Source organism: Kosakonia sp. PSU_27 (assembly GCF_039409795.1).
Classification (GTDB): domain Bacteria; phylum Pseudomonadota; class Gammaproteobacteria; order Enterobacterales; family Enterobacteriaceae; genus Kosakonia.
The window spans coordinates 440,418-460,336 of record NZ_JBCIVK010000002.1 but is presented as its reverse complement, the minus strand read 5'-3'; the positions used below and the strand labels follow the sequence as shown (position 1 = coordinate 460,336).

At 54.1% G+C, this 19,919-nt stretch carries 17 protein-coding genes; 13 read left to right on the top strand and 4 right to left on the bottom strand.

Translation table 11 applies throughout. The features are described from left to right. Positions 1-99 precede the first annotated feature (99 nt). The 6 genes from clpX (at position 100) to AAIG26_RS06020 (ending at position 7,520) form a co-directional block, all read left to right on the top strand. Positions 100-1,374 carry an ATP-dependent protease ATP-binding subunit ClpX gene (gene clpX, locus AAIG26_RS06045; RefSeq protein ID WP_017458887.1) on the top strand — a complete coding sequence of 425 codons (1,275 nt, stop codon included), beginning with the start codon at positions 100-102 and terminating at the stop codon, positions 1,372-1,374. A 183-nt stretch (positions 1,375-1,557) separates the two neighbouring features. Continuing rightward, entirely contained in the window at positions 1,558-3,912 is a 2,355-nt protein-coding gene (gene lon / locus AAIG26_RS06040; protein WP_020456771.1) for an endopeptidase La, read from the top strand. Between the two features lie 210 nt (positions 3,913-4,122). Next, positions 4,123-4,395, top strand: coding sequence for a nucleoid-associated protein HU-beta (hupB, locus tag AAIG26_RS06035; protein WP_017458889.1), 273 nt, complete (start codon positions 4,123-4,125; stop codon positions 4,393-4,395). Positions 4,396-4,604: 209 nt separating this feature from the next. Then, complete coding sequence (gene ppiD / locus AAIG26_RS06030; RefSeq protein WP_343180221.1) at positions 4,605-6,482, top strand: peptidylprolyl isomerase; 1,878 nt, start codon at positions 4,605-4,607, stop codon at positions 6,480-6,482. A gap of 151 nt (positions 6,483-6,633) precedes the next feature. Continuing rightward, entirely contained in the window at positions 6,634-7,017 is a 384-nt protein-coding gene (locus AAIG26_RS06025; protein ID WP_045509224.1) for a helix-hairpin-helix domain-containing protein, read from the top strand. A gap of 95 nt (positions 7,018-7,112) precedes the next feature. Further along, on the top strand, positions 7,113-7,520 hold the full coding sequence (locus AAIG26_RS06020; protein WP_020456774.1) for a YbgC/FadM family acyl-CoA thioesterase: 408 nt from the start codon (positions 7,113-7,115) through the stop codon (positions 7,518-7,520). Between the two features lie 97 nt (positions 7,521-7,617). Here AAIG26_RS06020 and queC read toward each other — a convergent pair whose 3' ends face one another. Beyond that, positions 7,618-8,313, bottom strand: coding sequence for a 7-cyano-7-deazaguanine synthase QueC (gene queC / locus AAIG26_RS06015; RefSeq protein ID WP_343180220.1), 696 nt, complete (start codon positions 8,311-8,313; stop codon positions 7,618-7,620). 66 nt (positions 8,314-8,379) lie between these two features. After that, complete coding sequence (locus AAIG26_RS06010) at positions 8,380-10,077, bottom strand: SgrR family transcriptional regulator (protein WP_343180219.1); 1,698 nt, start codon at positions 10,075-10,077, stop codon at positions 8,380-8,382. A gap of 110 nt (positions 10,078-10,187) precedes the next feature. On the opposite strand from AAIG26_RS06010, the gene cof reads away from it, so the two are divergent. Further along, positions 10,188-11,006 carry an HMP-PP phosphatase gene (gene cof, locus AAIG26_RS06005; protein WP_097406281.1) on the top strand — a complete coding sequence of 273 codons (819 nt, stop codon included), beginning with the start codon at positions 10,188-10,190 and terminating at the stop codon, positions 11,004-11,006. Positions 11,007-11,048: 42 nt separating this feature from the next. On the opposite strand, the gene AAIG26_RS06000 is transcribed toward cof, so the two are convergent. Next, on the bottom strand, positions 11,049-12,095 hold the full coding sequence (locus tag AAIG26_RS06000) for a PLP-dependent cysteine synthase family protein (protein WP_097406280.1): 1,047 nt from the start codon (positions 12,093-12,095) through the stop codon (positions 11,049-11,051). A gap of 115 nt (positions 12,096-12,210) precedes the next feature. Between AAIG26_RS06000 and AAIG26_RS05995 the strand changes: the two genes are divergently transcribed. The 5 genes from AAIG26_RS05995 (at position 12,211) to amtB (ending at position 18,167) form a co-directional block, all read left to right on the top strand. Then, complete coding sequence (locus AAIG26_RS05995) at positions 12,211-12,669, top strand: Lrp/AsnC family transcriptional regulator (protein WP_017458897.1); 459 nt, start codon at positions 12,211-12,213, stop codon at positions 12,667-12,669. A 51-nt stretch (positions 12,670-12,720) separates the two neighbouring features. After that, positions 12,721-14,484: a SmdA family multidrug ABC transporter permease/ATP-binding protein gene (locus AAIG26_RS05990; protein ID WP_045509212.1), complete on the top strand. Its 1,764-nt coding sequence runs from the start codon at positions 12,721-12,723 to the stop codon at positions 14,482-14,484. Beyond that, on the top strand, positions 14,477-16,255 hold the full coding sequence (locus AAIG26_RS05985; RefSeq protein WP_020456780.1) for a SmdB family multidrug efflux ABC transporter permease/ATP-binding protein: 1,779 nt from the start codon (positions 14,477-14,479) through the stop codon (positions 16,253-16,255). The genes AAIG26_RS05990 and AAIG26_RS05985 overlap by 8 nt, the downstream gene beginning before the upstream one ends. 255 nt (positions 16,256-16,510) lie before the next feature. Further along, the gene (glnK, locus tag AAIG26_RS05980) at positions 16,511-16,849 is read left to right on the top strand and encodes a P-II family nitrogen regulator (protein ID WP_002891893.1); all 339 of its coding nucleotides are present in this window, start codon (positions 16,511-16,513) and stop codon (positions 16,847-16,849) included. 31 nt (positions 16,850-16,880) lie between these two features. Continuing rightward, positions 16,881-18,167: an ammonium transporter AmtB gene (gene amtB, locus AAIG26_RS05975; RefSeq protein WP_020456781.1), complete on the top strand. Its 1,287-nt coding sequence runs from the start codon at positions 16,881-16,883 to the stop codon at positions 18,165-18,167. Positions 18,168-18,242: 75 nt separating this feature from the next. Here amtB and tesB read toward each other — a convergent pair whose 3' ends face one another. Beyond that, positions 18,243-19,103, bottom strand: a complete 861-nt coding sequence (gene tesB / locus AAIG26_RS05970) for an acyl-CoA thioesterase II (RefSeq protein WP_343180218.1) — start codon at positions 19,101-19,103, stop codon at positions 18,243-18,245. Positions 19,104-19,318: 215 nt separating this feature from the next. On the opposite strand from tesB, the gene AAIG26_RS05965 reads away from it, so the two are divergent. Beyond that, a complete protein-coding gene (locus AAIG26_RS05965) occupies positions 19,319-19,888 on the top strand; it encodes a YbaY family lipoprotein (RefSeq protein ID WP_020456783.1) in 570 nt (189 codons plus the stop codon). The last annotated feature ends 31 nt before the right edge of the window (positions 19,889-19,919 follow it).

Below are 19,919 nucleotides of genomic sequence, written 5' to 3'. Positions count from 1 at the left end.
AATGAGTACAAGCGGCACACGCTTGAGTAACGTTTTGCGCCTGGAATGGCATATGCGTCGTCATGTGCGGCACAAAGAACAGATAAGAGGTTTTGACTCATGACAGATAAACGCAAAGATGGTTCGGGCAAACTGTTGTACTGCTCTTTTTGCGGCAAAAGCCAGCATGAAGTGCGTAAGCTGATCGCCGGGCCATCCGTGTATATCTGCGACGAATGTGTGGATCTATGTAACGACATTATTCGCGAAGAGATTAAAGAGGTTGCGCCGCATCGCGAGCGCAGCGCGCTGCCGACCCCGCATGAAATTCGCCACCACCTTGATGATTATGTCATCGGTCAGGAGCAGGCGAAAAAAGTGCTGGCGGTCGCGGTATATAACCACTACAAACGTCTGCGCAATGGCGACACCAGCAACGGCGTTGAACTGGGTAAAAGTAACATCCTGCTTATCGGGCCAACGGGTTCCGGTAAAACGCTGTTGGCGGAAACGCTGGCGCGTCTGTTGGATGTCCCGTTCACCATGGCCGATGCTACGACGTTAACCGAAGCAGGTTACGTGGGTGAAGACGTAGAAAACATCATTCAGAAACTGTTGCAGAAGTGCGACTACGATGTGCAGAAAGCGCAGCGTGGGATTGTCTACATCGATGAAATCGACAAGATCTCCCGTAAGTCTGATAACCCGTCGATTACCCGTGATGTCTCCGGCGAAGGTGTACAGCAGGCGCTGCTGAAGCTGATCGAAGGTACCGTGGCTGCGGTTCCGCCGCAGGGTGGACGTAAGCATCCGCAGCAGGAGTTTTTGCAGGTTGATACCTCTAAAATCCTGTTTATCTGTGGCGGTGCGTTCGCAGGCCTGGATAAAGTGATTTCTCACCGTGTTGAAACCGGCTCCGGCATTGGTTTTGGCGCAACGGTGAAAGGAAAATCTGAAAAAGCCAACGAAGGCGAACTGCTGGCGCAGGTTGAACCGGAAGATTTGATTAAATTCGGTCTGATCCCTGAATTCATCGGCCGTCTGCCAGTTGTTGCAACGCTGAGTGAATTGAGTGAAGAAGCGCTGATTCAGATCCTGAAAGAGCCTAAAAATGCCCTGACTAAGCAGTATCAGGCGCTTTTCAACCTGGAAGGCGTGGATCTCGAATTCCGCGACGAAGCGCTCGACGCTATCGCGAAGAAAGCAATGGTGCGCAAAACCGGCGCTCGCGGGCTGCGTTCTATCGTTGAAGCCGCTCTGCTGGACACTATGTATGATCTGCCATCACTTGAAGATGTCGAGAAAGTGGTGATTGATGAGTCGGTCATCGCGGGTCAAACCAAACCCTTGCTGATTTATGGCAAACCGGAAGCGCAGCAGGCGTCTGGCGAATAATTAGCCAAATCTTACAATCAGTTAATCGAGAAGGGGGGATTTTATCTCCCCTTTTATTTTTCCGTAAACACAGCGTTGAATGTGTGGGAAACATCCCCATATACTGCTTTACATGTTAATGGTGCGTGTTGCACAGTCACGTCACCTGATTACCTGGCGGACTTTAAACTAAGAGAGAGCTCTATGAATCCTGAGCGTTCTGAACGCATTGAAATCCCCGTATTGCCGTTGCGCGATGTGGTGGTTTATCCGCACATGGTCATTCCGTTATTTGTGGGACGGGAAAAATCTATCCGTTGTCTGGAAGCGGCCATGGACCATGATAAAAAAATCATGCTGGTTGCACAGAAGGAAGCCTCAACGGATGAGCCGGGTGTAAACGATCTATTCACCGTCGGGACCGTGGCGTCTATTTTGCAAATGTTGAAACTGCCCGATGGCACGGTAAAAGTGCTGGTCGAGGGGCTTCAGCGCGCGCGTATTACCACGCTTGCTGACGATGGTGAGCATTTCTCAGCGAAAGCAGAATACCTTGACTCGCCGGCTATCGATGAGCGCGAGCAGGAAGTGCTGGTGCGCACTGCGATCAGCCAGTTTGAAGGCTATATCAAGCTCAACAAAAAAATCCCGCCAGAAGTGCTGACGTCGCTCAATAGCATCGACGATCCTGCGCGTCTGGCTGACACCATCGCTGCACACATGCCGCTGAAGCTGGCGGATAAGCAGTCCGTGCTGGAGATGTCCGACGTCAACGAACGTCTGGAATATCTGATGGCGATGATGGAGTCTGAAATCGATCTGCTGCAGGTTGAGAAACGCATCCGCAATCGCGTGAAAAAGCAGATGGAGAAATCCCAGCGTGAGTACTATCTGAATGAACAGATGAAAGCCATTCAGAAAGAGCTGGGCGAAATGGATGACGCGCCGGACGAAAACGAAGCGCTGAAGCGTAAAATCGACGCTTCGAAAATGCCGAAAGAGGCAAAAGAAAAAGCCGAATCGGAGCTGCAAAAGCTGAAAATGATGTCGCCGATGTCTGCGGAAGCAACCGTGGTGCGCGGCTATATCGAATGGATGGTGCAGGTACCGTGGAACGCGCGTAGCAAGGTCAAAAAAGATCTGCGCCAGGCGCAGGAAATCCTTGATACCGACCATTACGGCCTCGAACGTGTCAAAGACCGCATCCTAGAGTATCTTGCGGTTCAGAGCCGTATGAACAAACTGAAAGGGCCGATTCTGTGCCTGGTTGGACCGCCGGGGGTAGGTAAAACCTCTCTGGGTCAGTCGATAGCGAAGGCTACCGGGCGCAAATACATCCGTATGGCGCTGGGCGGCGTGCGTGATGAAGCAGAAATCCGCGGTCACCGCCGTACTTACATCGGTTCTATGCCGGGTAAGTTGATTCAGAAGATGGCAAAAGTGGGCGTGAAAAACCCGCTGTTCCTGCTCGATGAGATCGACAAAATGTCATCCGATATGCGCGGCGATCCGGCTTCAGCGCTGCTGGAAGTGCTGGATCCGGAACAGAACGTGGCATTTAGCGATCACTATCTGGAAGTGGACTACGATCTCAGCGACGTTATGTTCGTTGCGACCTCCAACTCTATGAATATTCCGGCGCCGCTGCTGGACCGTATGGAAGTGATCCGTCTTTCTGGTTACACCGAAGACGAAAAACTGAACATTGCCAAACGTCACCTGTTGACCAAACAGATTGAGCGTAACGCACTGAAACCGGGTGAGTTGACCGTTGATGACAGCGCGATCATTGGCATTATCCGTTACTACACCCGCGAAGCGGGTGTGCGTGGTCTGGAACGCGAAATTTCGAAACTGTGCCGGAAAGCGGTGAAACAGCTGCTGCTGGATCCGTCTCTGAAGCATATCGAAATCAACGGTGAAAACCTGCATGACTACCTTGGTGTGCAGCGCTTTGATTACGGTCGAGCGGACGATGAAAACCGTGTGGGTCAGGTCACCGGCCTGGCCTGGACGGAAGTGGGCGGCGACTTGCTGACCATTGAAACCGCCTGTGTCCCAGGCAAAGGTAAGCTGACTTATACCGGTTCTCTGGGTGAAGTGATGCAGGAGTCTATCCAGGCGGCGCTGACGGTTGTGCGTGCCCGCGCGGAAAAACTCGGTATCAACGGCGATTTCTATGAAAAACGTGATATTCACGTTCACGTGCCGGAAGGTGCGACGCCAAAAGATGGCCCAAGCGCAGGTATTGCGATGTGCACCGCGCTGGTTTCTTGTCTGACCGGTAATCCGGTTCGTGCAGACGTGGCGATGACAGGGGAGATCACCCTGCGTGGCCAGGTTCTGCCGATTGGCGGACTGAAGGAAAAACTGCTGGCGGCGCATCGTGGGGGCATTAAGACTGTTCTGATTCCTTACGAAAACAAGCGCGATCTGGAAGAGATCCCGGACAACGTTGTAGCGGATCTGGATATCCATCCGGTCAAGCGTATCGAAGAAGTTCTCGCCCTCGCGCTGCAGAATGAACCCTTTGGTATGCAAGTCGTAACGGCAAAATAGTGACCTTGCGCAAAGTGCGTTAATAAAAACAAGGCTGGTGAGTGATTTCGGACTTGCCAGCCTTTTTTTGTATAGCTAATTTAGATTGCTGGTTGGGTGTGTCATCATCAACTGGTGTTGTAAGGGCATGACAGGCCTGATATAACTGCTGCGCGGTCGCGCTGTGAAGGATTCAGGTGCGATATAAATTATAAAGAGAGGAAGAGTAGAGTGAATAAATCTCAACTGGTAGACAAGATTGCCGCAGATGCTGACATCTCTAAAGCTGCGGCTGGACGTGTGTTAGATGCTTTTATTGCTGCCGTTACTGATTCTTTGAAATCCGGGGACGACGTAGCGCTGGTAGGTTTTGGCTCTTTTGTTGTTAAAGAGCGTGCTGCCCGTACAGGCCGCAACCCTCAGACCGGCAAAGAAATCACCATTGCTGCGGCTAAAGTTCCTGGTTTCCGCGCAGGCAAAGCACTGAAAGACGCAGTAAACTGATCGCCTTCCCCTTGAAGGGATAGCGACAAACTACAAGGGCGCATCGCGAGATGTGCCTTTTTTATTTGTGCAAATGCACTTTCTGCGAGTTAATACGCGATGCGGGCTAACAATTGCCCCGTTTTCTTGTCAAAATACGCGTTTACACGCAGCGGGCAACTTGAGCTGCCTGAGATCTACAGTCACCTACAGCGGAGTGTTGTTACACCATGATGGACAATTTACGCGCGGCGGCAAATCACGTCGTGCTCAAGATCATTCTGGGTTTGATTATCGTGTCATTCATTTTGACTGGCGTAGGTAACTACCTGATTGGCGGTAACAATAATTACGCCGCAAAAGTAAATGGTCAGGAAATCGGCCGTTCACAGTTTGAAAACGCGGTGAATAGCGAGCGCAACCGCATGGCGCAACAGCTGGGCGATCAGTTCTCGGAGCTGGCGGCCAACGAAAACTACATGAAATCTGTGCGCCAGCAAGTGCTTAACCGTTTAATTGATGAAGCGCTGCTGGACCAGTACGCAAAAAGCCTGGGTCTTGGCATTAGCGATGATCAGGTGAAAAAAGCGATTTTCGCTACTCAGGCATTTCAGGCTAACGGTAAATTTGATAACAATCGCTTCAGCGCCATCGTAAACCAGATGGGGATGAGCACCGATCAATATGCTCAGGCGCTGCGCAACCAGTTAACCTCGCAGCAACTGGTTAACGCCGTTGCCGGTACTGATTTCATGCTCAAAGGTGAGACTGACGAGCTGGCTGCACTGGTCGCTCAACAGCGTGTTGTGCGTCAGGCAGTGATTGATGTCAACGCGCTGGCGGCGAAGCAGACCGCAAGCGATGAAGAAGTTGCCAGTTATTACGATCAGAACAAGAGCCGCTTTGTTTCGCCGGAGCAATTCCGCGTAAGCTATATCAAGCTGGATGCTGCATCGATGCAGGAAAACGTCACCGACGAGCAAATCCAGGCCTATTACGATCAGCATCAGGATCAGTTCACGCAGCCGCAGCGTAATCGCTACAGCATTATCCAGACCAAAACGGAAGATGAAGCAAAAGCGGTACTGGATGAGCTGAAAAAAGGCGCGGACTTTGCGGCTCTGGCAAAAACGAAATCTGTGGATATTATCTCTGCGCGTGATGGCGGTGATATGGGCTGGCTTGAAGACGCCACCACGCCGGAAGAGCTTAAAAACGCCGGTTTGAAAGAGAAAGGCCAGCTGTCTGGCGTCATTAAATCTTCGGTGGGTTACCTGGTTGCACGTCTGGATGATATCCAGCCTGCGCAGGTGAAACCGCTGAACGATGTGCGTGATGAACTGGCAGCGAAAGTGAAACAGGAAAAAGCGCTGGATGCATGGTACGCGCTGCAGCAGAAAGTGAGCGAAGCGGCGAGCAACGATAACGAATCGCTGGCAGGTGCGGAGCAGGCTGCTGGTGCTAAAGCAGTACAGACCGGCTGGTTCGGTCGCGATAACCTGCCGGAAGAGCTGAATTTCAAACCGGTAAGCGATGCCATTTTCAATGGTGGTCTGGTAGGGAAGAACGGCACGCCGGGCAGCAACTCCGACATCATCACCGTTGATGGTGACCGCGCATTTGTGCTGCGTATCTCCGATCACAAAGCCGAAGCGATCAAGCCGCTGGACGAGGTAAAAACCCAGGTCAGCGATATCGTGAAGCACAACAAAGCGGAGCAACAAGCAAAACTCGATGCGGATAAACTGCTGGGTGAGCTGAAAGCCGGTAAAGGTGATGATGCGCTGAAAGCGGCGGGGCTGAGCTTTGGTGAGGCGAAAACGCTGGCACGTACTGGCCAGGATCCGGTAAGCCAGGCGGCGTTTAATCTGCCGCTGCCAGCAAAAGATAAACCTTCCTTCGGTACCGCTAACGATCAGCAAGGCAATGTCGTTATCATGGCGCTGGACGAAGTGAAAGCAGGCACGATGCCGGATGCGCAGAAGAAAGCGATGGTACAGGGCATCACGCAGAACAATGCGCAAATCGCTTTTGAAGCGTTGATGAGCAACTTGCGTAAAGAAGCGAAGATCAAACTGGGTGACATCGTCGCTGAGCCACAGCAATAAAAAGGCTCGATGCGTCTCGCAAAAAAAGAGTAATACTCTGCAAACCTTAAAGGCCGCTTTCGCGGCCTTTTCCATTTTGAATGTTTGTGTTTTGTCTGCGTCCTTTGTTGTGGTTATTGTTGCCTGGCGTTGAAAACAAAGGAGAAACACAATGAAACATGGAATCAAAGCACTCTTAATTTCGCTGTCCTTCGCTTGCGCGACGCTGAGCCACAGTGCGCTGGCAGCGCCTTCTGCTGCGGCTAAGCCGCCCGCTGCGCAGCAAAGTAAAAGCGATACCGCCACATCAGCGCAAACCAAAGCGCAGGATGCGGCGAAAAGCGCGGATGATGAAGGTGGCACCCGGGTGAGTATCAATAGCGCAACGGCGGAAGAGCTGTCACGGGTCATGAATGGCGTGGGTATCAAGAAAGCCCAGGCGATTGTCAGCTATCGGGAAGAGTACGGCCCGTTTAAATCTGTAGACGATCTTAAGCAGGTGCCAGGCATAGGAGGGACGCTGGTTGAGCGTAATTTGTCGAATCTGAAGCTGTAAGCCGCTTGCGTAGTCGCTAATCTTTGCCAGAATAGAGAGGTCATACCAGTATGACCTCTGTCTCTATAACTATAAACAGTGAAGGTTAAAGCGCTATGCAGACGCAAATCAAAGTTCGTGGTTTTCATCTTGATGTCTACCAACATGTGAATAATGCCCGCTATCTTGAGTTCCTTGAAGAGGCGCGCTGGGATGGGCTGGAAAACAACGAGAGCTTTAAATGGATGACTGCCAACAACATCGCTTTCGTGGTGGTCAATATCAATATCAACTATCGCCGTCCGGCCGTATTGGGCGATGTGCTTACAGTGACCAGCCATGTGCAGCAGATTAATGGCAAAAGCGGTGTACTGAGCCAGGCGGTGACATTGAACCCTGAGGGGCAAATGGTTGCTGATGCGCTGGTGACGTTCGTCTGTATCGATCTCAAAACGCAAAAAGCGCTGGCGCTGGAAGGTGAATTAAGAGAAAGGCTTGAGAAGATGATCCGCGAAGGCGATTAATTCATCCTTTTCGCGTCGTTTCGTCGTTCGGATAAAGCAATGCCGCCATCAGGCTAAAGCCCGGTGGCGAGCACGCTCACCGGGCCGTGCATCGTGCTTACTTGAGCCCGGTTTTCTGTTTCATTGCCGCCATCACGGCGGGTTTATCCGCAAGGTAGTGCTGTAAACCATTGGCGCGCAGGTTACAGGCCGCGCAATGCCCGCAGCCATCGCCTTTGATGCCGTTATAGCAGGTCAGCGTCTCGCTGCGTACCAGATCCAGCTTGCCCCAGTAATCAGCGAGCGCCCAGGTTTCGGCTTTATCAATCCACATCAGTGGGGTTTCAAAACGAATCTCTTTTGCCAGGCCCAGGTTGACCGCATGATTCAGCGCCTTAACAAACTCATCGCGGCAGTCGGGATAACCAGAAAAATCAGTTTCGCATACGCCGGTGATCACCGCTTCCGCCTGCACCTGATAGGCATACACGGCGGCCAGCGTCAGAAACAGAATATTACGCCCCGGTACGAAGGTGTTCGGAATGCCGGTCGCGTCGGGTTCATAATCCGGAACCGGGATGCTGTCGCGCGTCAGGCTACTCACCGCCAGTTCATTCAGCAGCGTTACATTCAGCACTTTATGCGCGCGTGCGCCCAGCGTTAGCGCCAGTTCTCGTGCCACATCAATTTCAGCACGATGGCGCTGGCCGTAATCAAAGGTTACGCAATGCACTTCATCGTACTGCTGTAACGCCTGGATCAGGCAGGTTGTGGAGTCTTGTCCGCCACTAAACACAACAACGGCACGTTTCATAATTCTTCCTGACAATGACAAATAAAGCGCTATGGTAGCGCGAGCGACTGGCAGCGACCAGCTTCTTCACAGCAATGGGGCAGGGAGCCAGGCTTCGGCAAAATCAAACCAGCCGCGCGTATTTAAGTGGATCCCTTCCACGCCCGGCGGCGCACTAATGCGGTACTGATAATTAAACATCGGCGTGAGAATGGCGTTGTCCATCAAGTGATAAAAAACATCCTGTAGTGCGCGGTTGCGCTGCTGTTCGTCGGGCTGGCGCTGAACCGCATCCAGTGTGGCTTGCAGATGCGCAAATTGTTGCGTACTCAGCAGGTTTGGCCACAGCGGATCGCAGCGCAACCACTGTTCCAGCGTGCATTCTGGCGCTTCGCCGATCAGCCTGTCACCCATCATCAAATCGGCGCTGGCGAGATGAGTACAACCTTCCCAGTTTTTGCCGTCATGGAAAATCACCGTCAACTCGCAGCCAAGTGTTTGCAAATGCCGCTTAAACTGTTCCGCCATGGTGTGTAACTCCACGGGTAAGTGATAAACCAGCGTAAGTTTGCCCGGTAGCGAAACCTGTTCAGTGGGCCAGTCTGGCATTTGCCAGCCGGGTAATAGCTCCTGGCTTGGCGTGATGAGATTCTCATCCAGCGGCAGCGTTTGCAGCAGCGAAGAGTGATGAATAATCTGCACCAGCCTGCGTAACTGGGCGTCATTTAACCGCGCACCCGGGCGCAGAGTAAGGTAGCAGAACCCCAGGCTGATACTGTTACTCACCGGCTGCAAGTGTTGCAACTCATCGGCCTCGCCAATGGCAATCTGTACCGGGTGCCGACAACTGGTGCCGAGATCTTGCTCAAAGAGTTGCGGGGTTATCCAGAATTCCACCGCTTTAAGCAGCGGGTGGCCCAGGTGGTAATAGTCGTGGCTTTCCAGGCGAACCAGTTCCCGGCTGAATGTCACCAGCCGAAAAGGCCCGGTGCCCAGCATCGGCTGCTGCGGGTGCGCCAGACGGCTGCCATAGCTGGCTAGCCTGTGCGCCAGCCAGTAATCCGGGTGATGCAGCTTGAAGGTCAAACACCAGGGATGCGTTATGGCGATGCGTTCGACACTGGCAAATAGCTTTTGCAGGGCGGGGAGCGTCAGCAGCTTGTGCAGTTGCGCCTGCAACTGTTCAGCCGTCACGGCGTCGCCGTTATGCCAGCGCAACGTTGAGTGCAGATGAAAACGCCAGCACAAGCCATCCGGGCTGATATCCCAGTGATGTGCCAGGTCGCCCTGCGGCTGGAAACTGCGCGTGACGAAACGCGTTAAGCCGCTAAAAATCTGCCCGGCTAAATGCTGCTCCGCACGGCCGGGGAGAAAGCCCGGTACCAGCGGATCCAGCGGGCGATAATAGGGAATACGCAGCGTCGGCGTTTCGTTTTGCCATAAGCCACCCAGAAAGGGATTGAGCAACGCGCGCAGATCGTCAGGATCGAGCTGCGCTAACGCCAGCGCGTTCTGCTGTTGCCCGGCGTTTAACGCGAACTCCAGCATTTCGCTACGCAGGGATTCAGGTGTGGCGAGAAAATGAAGCTCGCCGCGCTTGCCGCGCCCGGATTGCGACTGCCAGCTTAACCAACCTGCTTCCTGCATCTGGCGCAGTAGCGTGCGCATATGCCTCTCGCTGCAAAAACAGCGTGCCGCCAGTTCACCAATGCTGACGGATTGCGCCTCCCCGGCGGATGCCTGCCACAGACGCTGGTATTGATTAAGCCGATTGAGTTGTCGCATAAACCCGGAACAATAATTTTTATCTATTCACTATTACTTCCGTATATCCCACGCAATACTGGAACACAACACTGAACTTCACAAAAACGCACTACACGCGGAGAAAAATCATGGCACGTCTGGCCGCTTTTGACATGGATGGCACCCTGTTAATGCCCGACCATCGTTTGGGCGACCAAACCTTAGCAACCCTCCGGCGCTTGCATGAGCGGGAGGTGACGCTCGCTTTTGCCACCGGGCGTCACGCGCTGGAGATGCGACGTATTCTTAGCGCTATCGCGATTGACGCTTTTTTAATTACCGGCAACGGTACGCGGATCCATTCTCGTGAAGGTGACGTGTTATATCGGCAGGATCTCAGCCCGGAAGTGGCCGATCTGGTGCTGCACAGCCGCTGGGAAACCGAGGCCACTGTCCATGTTTTCAATGATTCGGGTTGGTTGACCGACAAAGCGCTGCCAGAGACATTGCAGGCGCACCTTTACAGCGGGTTTACCTACCAGCTCACCGATCTCAAACGCCTGCCCGCGCATGACGTGACCAAAATCTGCTTTGTTGGCGATCACGACGATCTTTGCCGTTTGCGCATTCAGTTAAATGAGGTGCTGGGCGCACGCGCACACTTGTGTTTCTCCGCGATGGACTGCCTGGAAATCCTGCCGGTGGGGTGCAATAAAGGCTCGGCGCTAGCGGTGCTCAGCACGACGCTGGGTTATTCGTTGCAGGATTGCATGGCATTTGGCGATGCGATGAATGACAGAGAGATGCTCGAAAGCGTCGGAAAAGGAATGATCATGGGCAACGCCATGCCGCAACTGCGTGCGGCGCTGCCCCATTTACCGGTAATTGGACACTGCCGGGATCAGGCAGTATCACACTTTTTGACCCACTGGCTGGACACCCCCAATCTTCCTTATTCCCCCGAATGAAAAGATCTTTCCAGCGAGCCAGGCACTACTGCCTGGCTTTTTTTATGCCGTAAGGCGGGTGATTTCGGCTTTCCACTGCTCAATATCACCAAAGTTCGCCGCTACCCATTGCGGGTTGTAGTAGGTGTCCAGATAGCGTTCACCACTATCGCAGAGCAGCGTCACGATAGAGCCGCTGCGGCCTTCTTCACGCATCCGCGCGGCAAGCTGCAACACGCCCCACATATTGGTACCGGTGGATGCTCCCACTTTGCGCCCCAGTTGCGTTTCCAGCCATTGCGCGGTGGCAATACTTGCCGCATCCGGCACGCGCAGCATCTCATCAACAACGTCGGCAATGAACGAGGGTTCCACACGCGGGCGGCCAATGCCTTCGATTTTACTGCCTACCGCGCTTCGCAGACTGGCGTCGCGATGCTGCCAGTAGTCGAGAAACACTGAATTTTCAGGATCGACCACCATCAACTGGGTGTCATACCCCTGGCTGCGAATATAGCGGCCAATGGTGGCGGAAGTCCCGCCAGTGCCCGCGCTCATCACAATATAGTCAGGTTGCGGATGCGGTTCATTTTTCATCTGGCGGAAAATACTGTCGGCAATGTTGTTATTGCCACGCCAGTCGGTTGCGCGCTCGGCAAAAGTAAACTGATCCATATAGTGACCGTTCAGTTCTTTCGCCAGCCGTTCGGACTCAGCGTAAATCTCGCAGGCGCTATCGACAAAGTGGCAGCGACCGCCGTAGAACTCAATCTGCTCAATCTTGCGTTTCGCCGTACAGTGCGGCATCACGGCAATAAACGGTAAACCTAAAAGCCGTGCGAACCACGCCTCTGAAACCGCCGTGGAACCGGAGGAGGCCTCAATAATCGTGGTGCCCTCTTTGATCCAGCCGTTGCATAAGCCGTAAAGAAACAGCGAGCGCGCCAGACGGTGCTTCAGGCTGCCGGTCGGGTGAGTGCTTTCATCTTTTAAATAGAGGTTGATGCCTGCAAAACCCGGCAATGCCAGGCGGATCAAATGGGTATCTGCTGAGCGCTGTGCGTCCGCGTTGATTTCATTGATAGCGTATTTAACCCAGTTGCTATTCATGGTGGTTATCCGTTTGTCATTTTGTGCCCAGTCTAGCGAAAGAGAAAGAAAAAAGGGTTGCCATTTCGCCTTTGTATTAGACTGTTAAGAGAAAAATATTCTCCTGAGGTGGGTAATGTTAGATAAAATTGACCGCAAACTTCTTTCGCTGCTGCAACAGGATTGTTCGCTCTCTTTGCAGGCGCTGGCAGATGCCGTTAATCTGACCACCACACCGTGCTGGAAACGTCTGAAGCGGCTGGAAGATGACGGCATTTTACTCGGTCGGGTGGCGGTGCTGGATGCCGAAAAACTGGGGTTAAATTTAACGGCATTTGTGCTGATCAAAACCCAGCATCACAGCAGCGACTGGTACTGCCGTTTCGTTAACGAAGTCACGCAAATGCCGGAAGTGCTCGGTTTCTGGCGCATGGCGGGAGAATACGACTATCTTCTGCGTGTGCAGGTGGCAGATATGAAACGCTATGACGACTTTTACAAGAAGCTGGTGAACAGTGTTCCGGGGCTGTCAGATGTCACTTCTAGCTTCGCCATGGAACAGATAAAATACACCACGGCTTTGCCCATTGAATAACCCTCGCGGCAGTAATTCACTGCCGGAAAATCACGTTCAGGATGTAACCGCGTGCGATTATTTGCTCAGTTAGGCTGGTACTTTCGCCGGGAATGGCAACGCTATCTCGGGGCTGTCGCCTTACTTATTATCATTGCTATCTTGCAGCTTATCCCGCCCAAAGTGGTGGGGATCGTGGTGGATGGCGTCACCGAACAGCACTTCACCACGCAACAAGTGTGGATGTGGGTAGGTGTTTTGGTCGCTGTGGCTATTGTCACCTACTTGCTGCGCTACGTCTGGCGCGTCTGGCTGTTCGGTGCATCCTATCAACTGGCCGTTGAGTTGCGGGAAGATTTTTACCGTCAGTTGAGCCGACAACATCCGGAATTTTATCTCCGTCACCGCACCGGTGATTTGATGGCCCGCGCGACCAACGATGTCGATCGCGTCGTTTTTGCCGCGGGTGAAGGGGTGCTGACGCTGGTGGATTCGCTGGTGATGGGCTGCGTGGTGCTGGTAGTGATGTCAACGCAAATCAGCTGGCAGCTCACGCTGCTGTCGCTATTACCGATGCCGATTATGGCGCTGGTTATCAAGCGTTACGGCGATCAGTTGCATCAGCGCTTTAAGCTGGCGCAGGCGGCGTTTTCCGCGTTAAACGATCGAACCCAGGAGAGCATGACCAGCATTCGCATGATCAAAGCGTTTGGTCTGGAGGATCGCCAGTCGGCGTTGTTCAGCCGTGAGGCGGCAGATACCGGAGCAAAAAACATGCGCGTGGCGCGCGTAGATGCCCGTTTTGATCCCACTATTTATATCGCCATTGGTATGGCAAATATGCTGGCGATTGGCGGCGGTAGCTGGATGGTGGTGCACGGTTCCTTAACGCTCGGCCAGTTAACCAGCTTCGCTATGTATCTGGGGCTGATGATTTGGCCGATGCTGGCGCTGGCGTGGATGTTTAATATCGTCGAGCGCGGCAGCGCGGCTTATAGCCGTATCCGCGATATGCTGGCGGAAGCACCGGTAGTGAATGACGGCACCGAACCGGTGCCGGAAGGGCGCGGTAACCTGAATATCGCCATCCGTGAATTTCGTTACCCGCAGACCGGGAGCGCGGTGCTTAACAACGTGGCAGCGACGCTGGCGCCAGGCCAGATGTTGGGCATTTGCGGCCCGACGGGCGCGGGGAAAACCACATTACTTTCTCTGATTCAGCGCCATTTCGATGTTGAGCAGGGTGATATCCGTTTTCATGATATCCCCCTGACGCGCCTGCAACTGGACGCCTGGCGCAGCCGGCTGGCGGTGGTCAACCAGACGCCATTCCTCTTTTCCGATACCGTGGGCAACAATATTGCGCTGGGTAAACCTGGCGCGACGCAGGAGGAGATCGAGCATGTGGCGAAACTTGCCAGCGTGCACGACGATATTCTGCGTTTGCCGCAGGGGTATGACACCGAAGTGGGTGAGCGCGGCGTGATGCTTTCTGGCGGGCAAAAACAGCGGATCTCAATTGCCCGTGCGCTGCTGCTGAATGCGGAGATTTTAATCCTTGATGATGCGCTCTCCGCTGTAGATGGGCGTACTGAACACCAGATCTTGCACAACCTGCGCCAGTGGGGCGAAGGGCGCACCGTTATTATCAGCGCGCATCGCCTGTCGGCGCTGACCGAGGCCAGTGAGATTATTGTCATGCAGCATGGGCACATCGCACAACGCGGCCAGCACGAGCAACTGGCGCGCCAGCCGGGCTGGTATCGCGATATGTATCGCTATCAGCAACTTGAGGCGGCGCTGAATGATGTTCCGCAGGAGGCGGTTGATGCGTAATTTCACCAAACAGTGGCCAACGCTGAAACGCTTGCTGAAATACGGCTCGCCGTGGCGCAAACCGTTGGCTAAAGCGGTGCTGATGCTGTGGGTCGCGGCGATTGCCGAAGTCTCCGGCCCGGCGCTGATCAGCTACTTTATCGATAATATGGTGGCGAAAAACTATCTGCCGCTCGGCATGGTTGCCGGGATGGCGGCGGTGTATGTCGGCCTGCAATTACTTGCGGCCCTGCTGCATTATGCGCAAGCGCTGCTGTTTAACCAGGCGGCGGTCGGCGTGGTGCAACAGTTGCGTACCGATGTGATGGATGCCGCCCTGCGTCAGCCGCTCAGCGCGTTTGACACCCAGCCTGTCGGGCAGATTATTTCGCGCGTGACCAATGATACTGAAGTGATCCGCGATCTCTACGTCACGGTGGTGGCAACGGTGTTGCGCAGCGCGGCGCTGATTGGCGCGATGCTGGTAGCGATGTTTAGCCTCGACTGGCGCATGGCGCTGGTAGCGATGGCGATTTTCCCGGCGGTGCTGATAGTGATGCTGCTTTACCAGCGTTACAGCACGCCGATTGTGCGGCGCATGCGTGCTTATCTGGCGGATATCAATGATGGTTTCAACGAAATCATCAACGGGATGAGCGTTATTCAGCAGTTTCGCCAGCAGGCGCGTTTTGGGGAACGCATGAGCGAATCCAGCCGTTCGCACTATATCGCCCGCATGCAAACCCTGCGGCTGGACGGCTTTTTGCTGCGTCCGCTGTTGAGCCTTTTCTCCGCGCTGGTGCTGTGTGGCTTGCTGATGCTGTTCGGTTTCTCGTCCGTAGGCACGGTAGAGGTTGGGGTGCTGTATGCCTTCATCAGCTATCTCGGGCGTCTTAACGAGCCGTTGATTGAACTGACAACGCAGCAGTCGATGCTGCAGCAGGCGGTAGTCGCCGGTGAGCGCGTGTTCGAGCTGATGGACAGGCCGCGCCAGACTTACGGCTACGATGACGCGCCGCTGCAAAGCGGGTCTATCGATATCGACAATCTCTCTTTTGCTTACCGCGATGATCAACTGGTGCTGCAGGATATCTCCTTGCACGTGGAGCCGCGCAGTTTTGTCGCGCTGGTCGGGCACACCGGTAGTGGCAAAAGTACGCTGGCCAGCCTGTTAATGGGCTATTACCCGCTGACGAAAGGGGAGATCCGGCTGGACGGGCGTCCTCTGTCTGCATTAGGGCATGCGCCGCTGCGCAAAGGTGTGGCGATGGTGCAGCAGGATCCGGTAGTGCTGGCGGACAGCTTCTACGCTAACGTGACGCTGGGGCGTGAAATCAGCGAAGAACAGGTGTGGAAAGCGCTGGAAACGGTGCAGTTAGCTGAGCTGGCGCGCACGATGAGCGACGGTATTTACACACGATTGGGCGAGCAGGGTAATAATCTCTCGGTGGGGCAAAAACAGCTGCTGGCGCTGGCGCGCGTGCTGGTTGATACGCCGCAGATCCTGATTCTGGATGAAGCGACAGCGAACATCGATTCCGGCACCGAACAGGCAATTCAGCACGCGCTGGCGGCCGTGCGTGAGCATACGACGCTGGTGGTGATCGCCCACCGTTTATCGACCATTGTTGAGGCAGAAACGATTCTGGTGCTGCATCGCGGTCAGGCGGTTGAGCGCGGTACTCATCAGCAACTGCTTGAAGCGAAGGGCCGTTACTGGCAGATGTATCAGTTACAGCTTGCCGGTGAGGAGCTGGCTGCCAGCGCGCGCGAAGAGTCGCTTATCGCCTGATGCACCAAAATTAAGCACGCACCTTCACGGACTCTCTGTTGGTGCAAAAAAGTAACGCACCATGCACTGTCATGGTGCGTTTTTCTTTGCGCTTAACCTGCCGAATCACAAGCAAACTTTTTCCCCTTTCTTGCTCTGCCCGTCCGGGCGCACTAACAACCTGAAATCTTCCCTGTTTTCATTCCTGGCACAACGATTGCAATGTCTATTGCGTGTTAGCTGCGGCCATTATCGAATTCGACTGGAGGGGGATCTATGAAGCTGGTTACCGTGGTGATTAAGCCATTCAAACTTGAAGACGTGCGTGAAGCGCTTTCTTCTATTGGTATTCAAGGGCTGACCGTAACTGAAGTGAAAGGCTTTGGCCGTCAGAAGGGTCACGCTGAGTTGTACCGCGGTGCGGAATATAGCGTCAATTTCCTGCCAAAAGTGAAAATTGATGTGGCGATCGCTGACGATCAACTCGATGAAGTGATCGATGTGATCAGCAAAGCGGCCTATACCGGAAAAATTGGCGACGGCAAAATCTTCGTTGCCGAGCTGCAACGCGTCATTCGTATTCGTACCGGCGAAGCCGACGAAGCGGCACTGTAATACAAGACACACAGTGATGGGGATCGGAACAATGAAAAACACAACATTAAAAACAGCTCTTGCTTCGCTGGCGTTGCTGCCAGGCCTGGCGATGGCGGCTCCCGCTGTGGCGGATAAAGCCGACAACGGCTTTATGATGATTTGCACCGCGCTGGTGCTGTTTATGACCATTCCGGGCATTGCGCTTTTTTACGGCGGTTTGATCCGCGGTAAAAACGTACTGTCGATGCTGACGCAGGTTGCCGTCACCTTCGCTCTGGTGTGCATCCTGTGGGTGGTGTATGGCTACTCGCTGGCATTTGGCGAGGGCAACAGCTTCTTCGGCAGCTTCAACTGGGCAATGTTGAAAAACATCGAACTGAAAGCCGTGATGGGCAGCATTTATCAGTACATCCACGTGGCGTTCCAGGGTTCCTTCGCTTGTATCACCGTTGGCCTGATTGTCGGCGCGCTGGCTGAGCGTATTCGCTTCTCTGCGGTGCTGATTTTTGTGGTGGTATGGCTGACGCTCTCTTACGTGCCGATTGCACACATGGTCTGGGGCGGCGGTCTGCTGGCAACCCACGGCGCGCTGGATTTCGCGGGCGGTACGGTTGTTCACATCAACGCCGCGATTGCAGGTCTGGTGGGTGCTTACCTGATTGGCAAACGCGTGGGCTTTGGCAAAGAAGCATTCAAACCGCATAACCTGCCGATGGTCTTCACCGGTACCGCTATCCTCTATGTTGGCTGGTTTGGCTTCAACGCTGGCTCTGCAAGCTCGGCGAACGAAATCGCGGCGCTGGCCTTTGTGAATACTGTCGTTGCTACTGCGGCCGCTATTCTGGCGTGGGTATTTGGCGAATGGGCAATGCGCGGCAAGCCGTCTCTGCTCGGTGCTTGTTCTGGTGCCATCGCGGGTCTGGTTGGTATCACCCCGGCCTGTGGTTATGTGGGTGTCGGCGGCGCACTGATTGTGGGGCTGATTGCCGGTCTGGCTGGGCTGTGGGGCGTTACTGCGCTGAAACGTATGTTGCGTGTAGATGACCCGTGCGATGTCTTCGGTGTGCACGGTGTGTGCGGCATCGTCGGTTGTATCCTGACGGGTATCTTCGCGTCTACGTCGCTGGGCGGTGTCGGTTTCGCTGAAGGTGTGACCATGGGCCATCAGGTGCTGGTACAGCTGGAAAGCGTTGCCATCACTATCGTGTGGTCTGGCGTGGTGGCCTTTATCGGCTACAAACTGGCGGACATGACGGTAGGTCTGCGCGTACCGGAAGAGCAAGAGCGTGAAGGGCTGGATGTGAACAGCCACGGCGAAAACGCCTATAACGCCTGATTACGTTGAGTTATCTCCTGAGCATAAAAAAGCCTCCGATCGGAGGCTTTTCTTTTTAAAGCATTTAAAGCGCAGTTAGTTGCGATTGCGCATAACGCCTTCCTGCACGCTGGAGGCCACCAGCACACCCTCTTGCGTATAGAACTCGCCGCGCACAAAACCGCGAGCGCTGGAAGCTGACGTACTTTCCACACTGTAGAGCAACCACTCGTTCATATTAAACGGGCGATGGAACCACATGGAGTGGTCAATGGTGGCAACCTGCATACCGCGCTCAAGAAAGCCCACGCCGTGCGGCTGAAGCGCAACCGGCAGGAAGTTAAAGTCCGAAGCATATCCAAGCAGATATTGATGCACGCGGAAATCGTCCGGCACGGTGCCGTTTGCGCGGATCCATACCTGGCGGGTGGGATCGGCAACGTGGCCTTTTAGCGGGTTATGAAACTCAACCGGGCGGATCTCCAGAGGCTTGTCACTGAGAAACTTCTCTTTGGCCTGCGGAGGCAACAAGTGGGCAAGCGCGCGGGCAATATCCGTTTCAGATTGCAGTGAATCCGGCGACGGTGTCGGCGGCATCGTTTTTTGGTGCTCGTAGCCGGTTTCCGGTGCCTGGAACGACGCGGTCATATAGAAAATAGGTTTACCGTTCTGGATGGCCGCAACGCGTCGGGCGCTGAAACTGTTGCCATCACGCAGCACTTCCACATCATAAACAATCGGTTTTTCACTATCGCCCGGACGTAAAAAGTAACTATGGAACGAATGCACCAGGCGCTCGGCAGGAACGGTCTCTTTGGCGGCATACAAAGCCTGGCCTACGACCTGGCCGCCAAAAACCTGGCGCAAGCCGAGATCTTCGCTCTGCCCGCGAAACAAGCCCTCTTCAATTTTTTCCAGGTTCAGTAATGCCAGCAGATTGGATAACGCCTGACTCATAGATTTCCTCAAATTAATAACGGCTGACGGAGCGAATTATCCGAATAGTATAACCTGGAAAAATTGCTGGTCCGATGGGTTCAATAATCTGAATAGATGGCAGTTTGCAGGAATATATCCCGCACGTGTGCCACACTTGTTCAGGTTACGATGGTTTGACCACACATCCTGGCGGGCGAAACGCCTGCCGGTGCATTGAAGATAAGGAGAAATCAATGAAACTCGTGCACATGTTAAGTGGTTTAGCAGTCGCGGTCGCGCTGTCTGCCTGCGCCCAAAAGGGCGGCGATATTCCGACACCTGCACCTAACCCAAATGCACCTGCGGCAACAAATAAACCGGCGATCACGCAACCGAATGTTTCGGGTACGGTTTGGATCCGTCAGAAAGTGGCGTTGCCGCCGAACGCGGTACTCACCGTGACGGTTTCTGATGCTTCGCAGGCAGATGCGCCGTCGAAGGTACTGGCGCAGAAAGCTGTCCGTACTGAAGGTAAACAGTCACCGTTTAGCTTTGTGCTGCCATTTAACCCGGCGGATATTCAGCCCAACGCCCGCATCCTGCTGAGCGCGGCGATTACCATTGACAACAAAATCGTCTTTATTACCGATACAGTTAAGCCGGTTATCAACCAGGGCGGTACGAAAGTTGACCTGACGCTGGTGCCGGTACAGCAAACCGCTGTGCCGCTGCAACAAAGTGGTGGGGCGGCAACAACAGTGCCTTCCACTTCTCCCACTCAGGTAAACCCGTCGGAAGCGACACCTGCGCCGACGCAGTACTAATCTGATTGTGCTCCTCCCGGTTGGGAGGAGC

Bases quoted from the DNA above. Each gene is read 5' to 3' on its own strand.
- amtB (WP_020456781.1), top strand. From the start codon at position 16,881: ATGAAAAACACAACATTAAAAACAGCTCTTGCTTCGCTGGCGTTGCTG.
- AAIG26_RS05965 (WP_020456783.1), top strand. From the start codon at position 19,319: ATGAAACTCGTGCACATGTTAAGTGGTTTAGCAGTCGCGGTCGCGCTG.
- ppiD (WP_343180221.1), top strand. From the start codon at position 4,605: ATGATGGACAATTTACGCGCGGCGGCAAATCACGTCGTGCTCAAGATC.
- AAIG26_RS05985 (WP_020456780.1), top strand. From the start codon at position 14,477: ATGCGTAATTTCACCAAACAGTGGCCAACGCTGAAACGCTTGCTGAAA.
- AAIG26_RS06020 (WP_020456774.1), top strand. From the start codon at position 7,113: ATGCAGACGCAAATCAAAGTTCGTGGTTTTCATCTTGATGTCTACCAA.
- AAIG26_RS06000 (WP_097406280.1), bottom strand. From the start codon at position 12,095: ATGAATAGCAACTGGGTTAAATACGCTATCAATGAAATCAACGCGGAC.
- cof (WP_097406281.1), top strand. From the start codon at position 10,188: ATGGCACGTCTGGCCGCTTTTGACATGGATGGCACCCTGTTAATGCCC.
- clpX (WP_017458887.1), top strand. From the start codon at position 100: ATGACAGATAAACGCAAAGATGGTTCGGGCAAACTGTTGTACTGCTCT.
- lon (WP_020456771.1), top strand. From the start codon at position 1,558: ATGAATCCTGAGCGTTCTGAACGCATTGAAATCCCCGTATTGCCGTTG.
- AAIG26_RS05995 (WP_017458897.1), top strand. From the start codon at position 12,211: ATGTTAGATAAAATTGACCGCAAACTTCTTTCGCTGCTGCAACAGGAT.
- AAIG26_RS06025 (WP_045509224.1), top strand. From the start codon at position 6,634: ATGAAACATGGAATCAAAGCACTCTTAATTTCGCTGTCCTTCGCTTGC.
- queC (WP_343180220.1), bottom strand. From the start codon at position 8,313: ATGAAACGTGCCGTTGTTGTGTTTAGTGGCGGACAAGACTCCACAACC.
- AAIG26_RS06010 (WP_343180219.1), bottom strand. From the start codon at position 10,077: ATGCGACAACTCAATCGGCTTAATCAATACCAGCGTCTGTGGCAGGCA.
- glnK (WP_002891893.1), top strand. From the start codon at position 16,511: ATGAAGCTGGTTACCGTGGTGATTAAGCCATTCAAACTTGAAGACGTG.
- tesB (WP_343180218.1), bottom strand. From the start codon at position 19,103: ATGAGTCAGGCGTTATCCAATCTGCTGGCATTACTGAACCTGGAAAAA.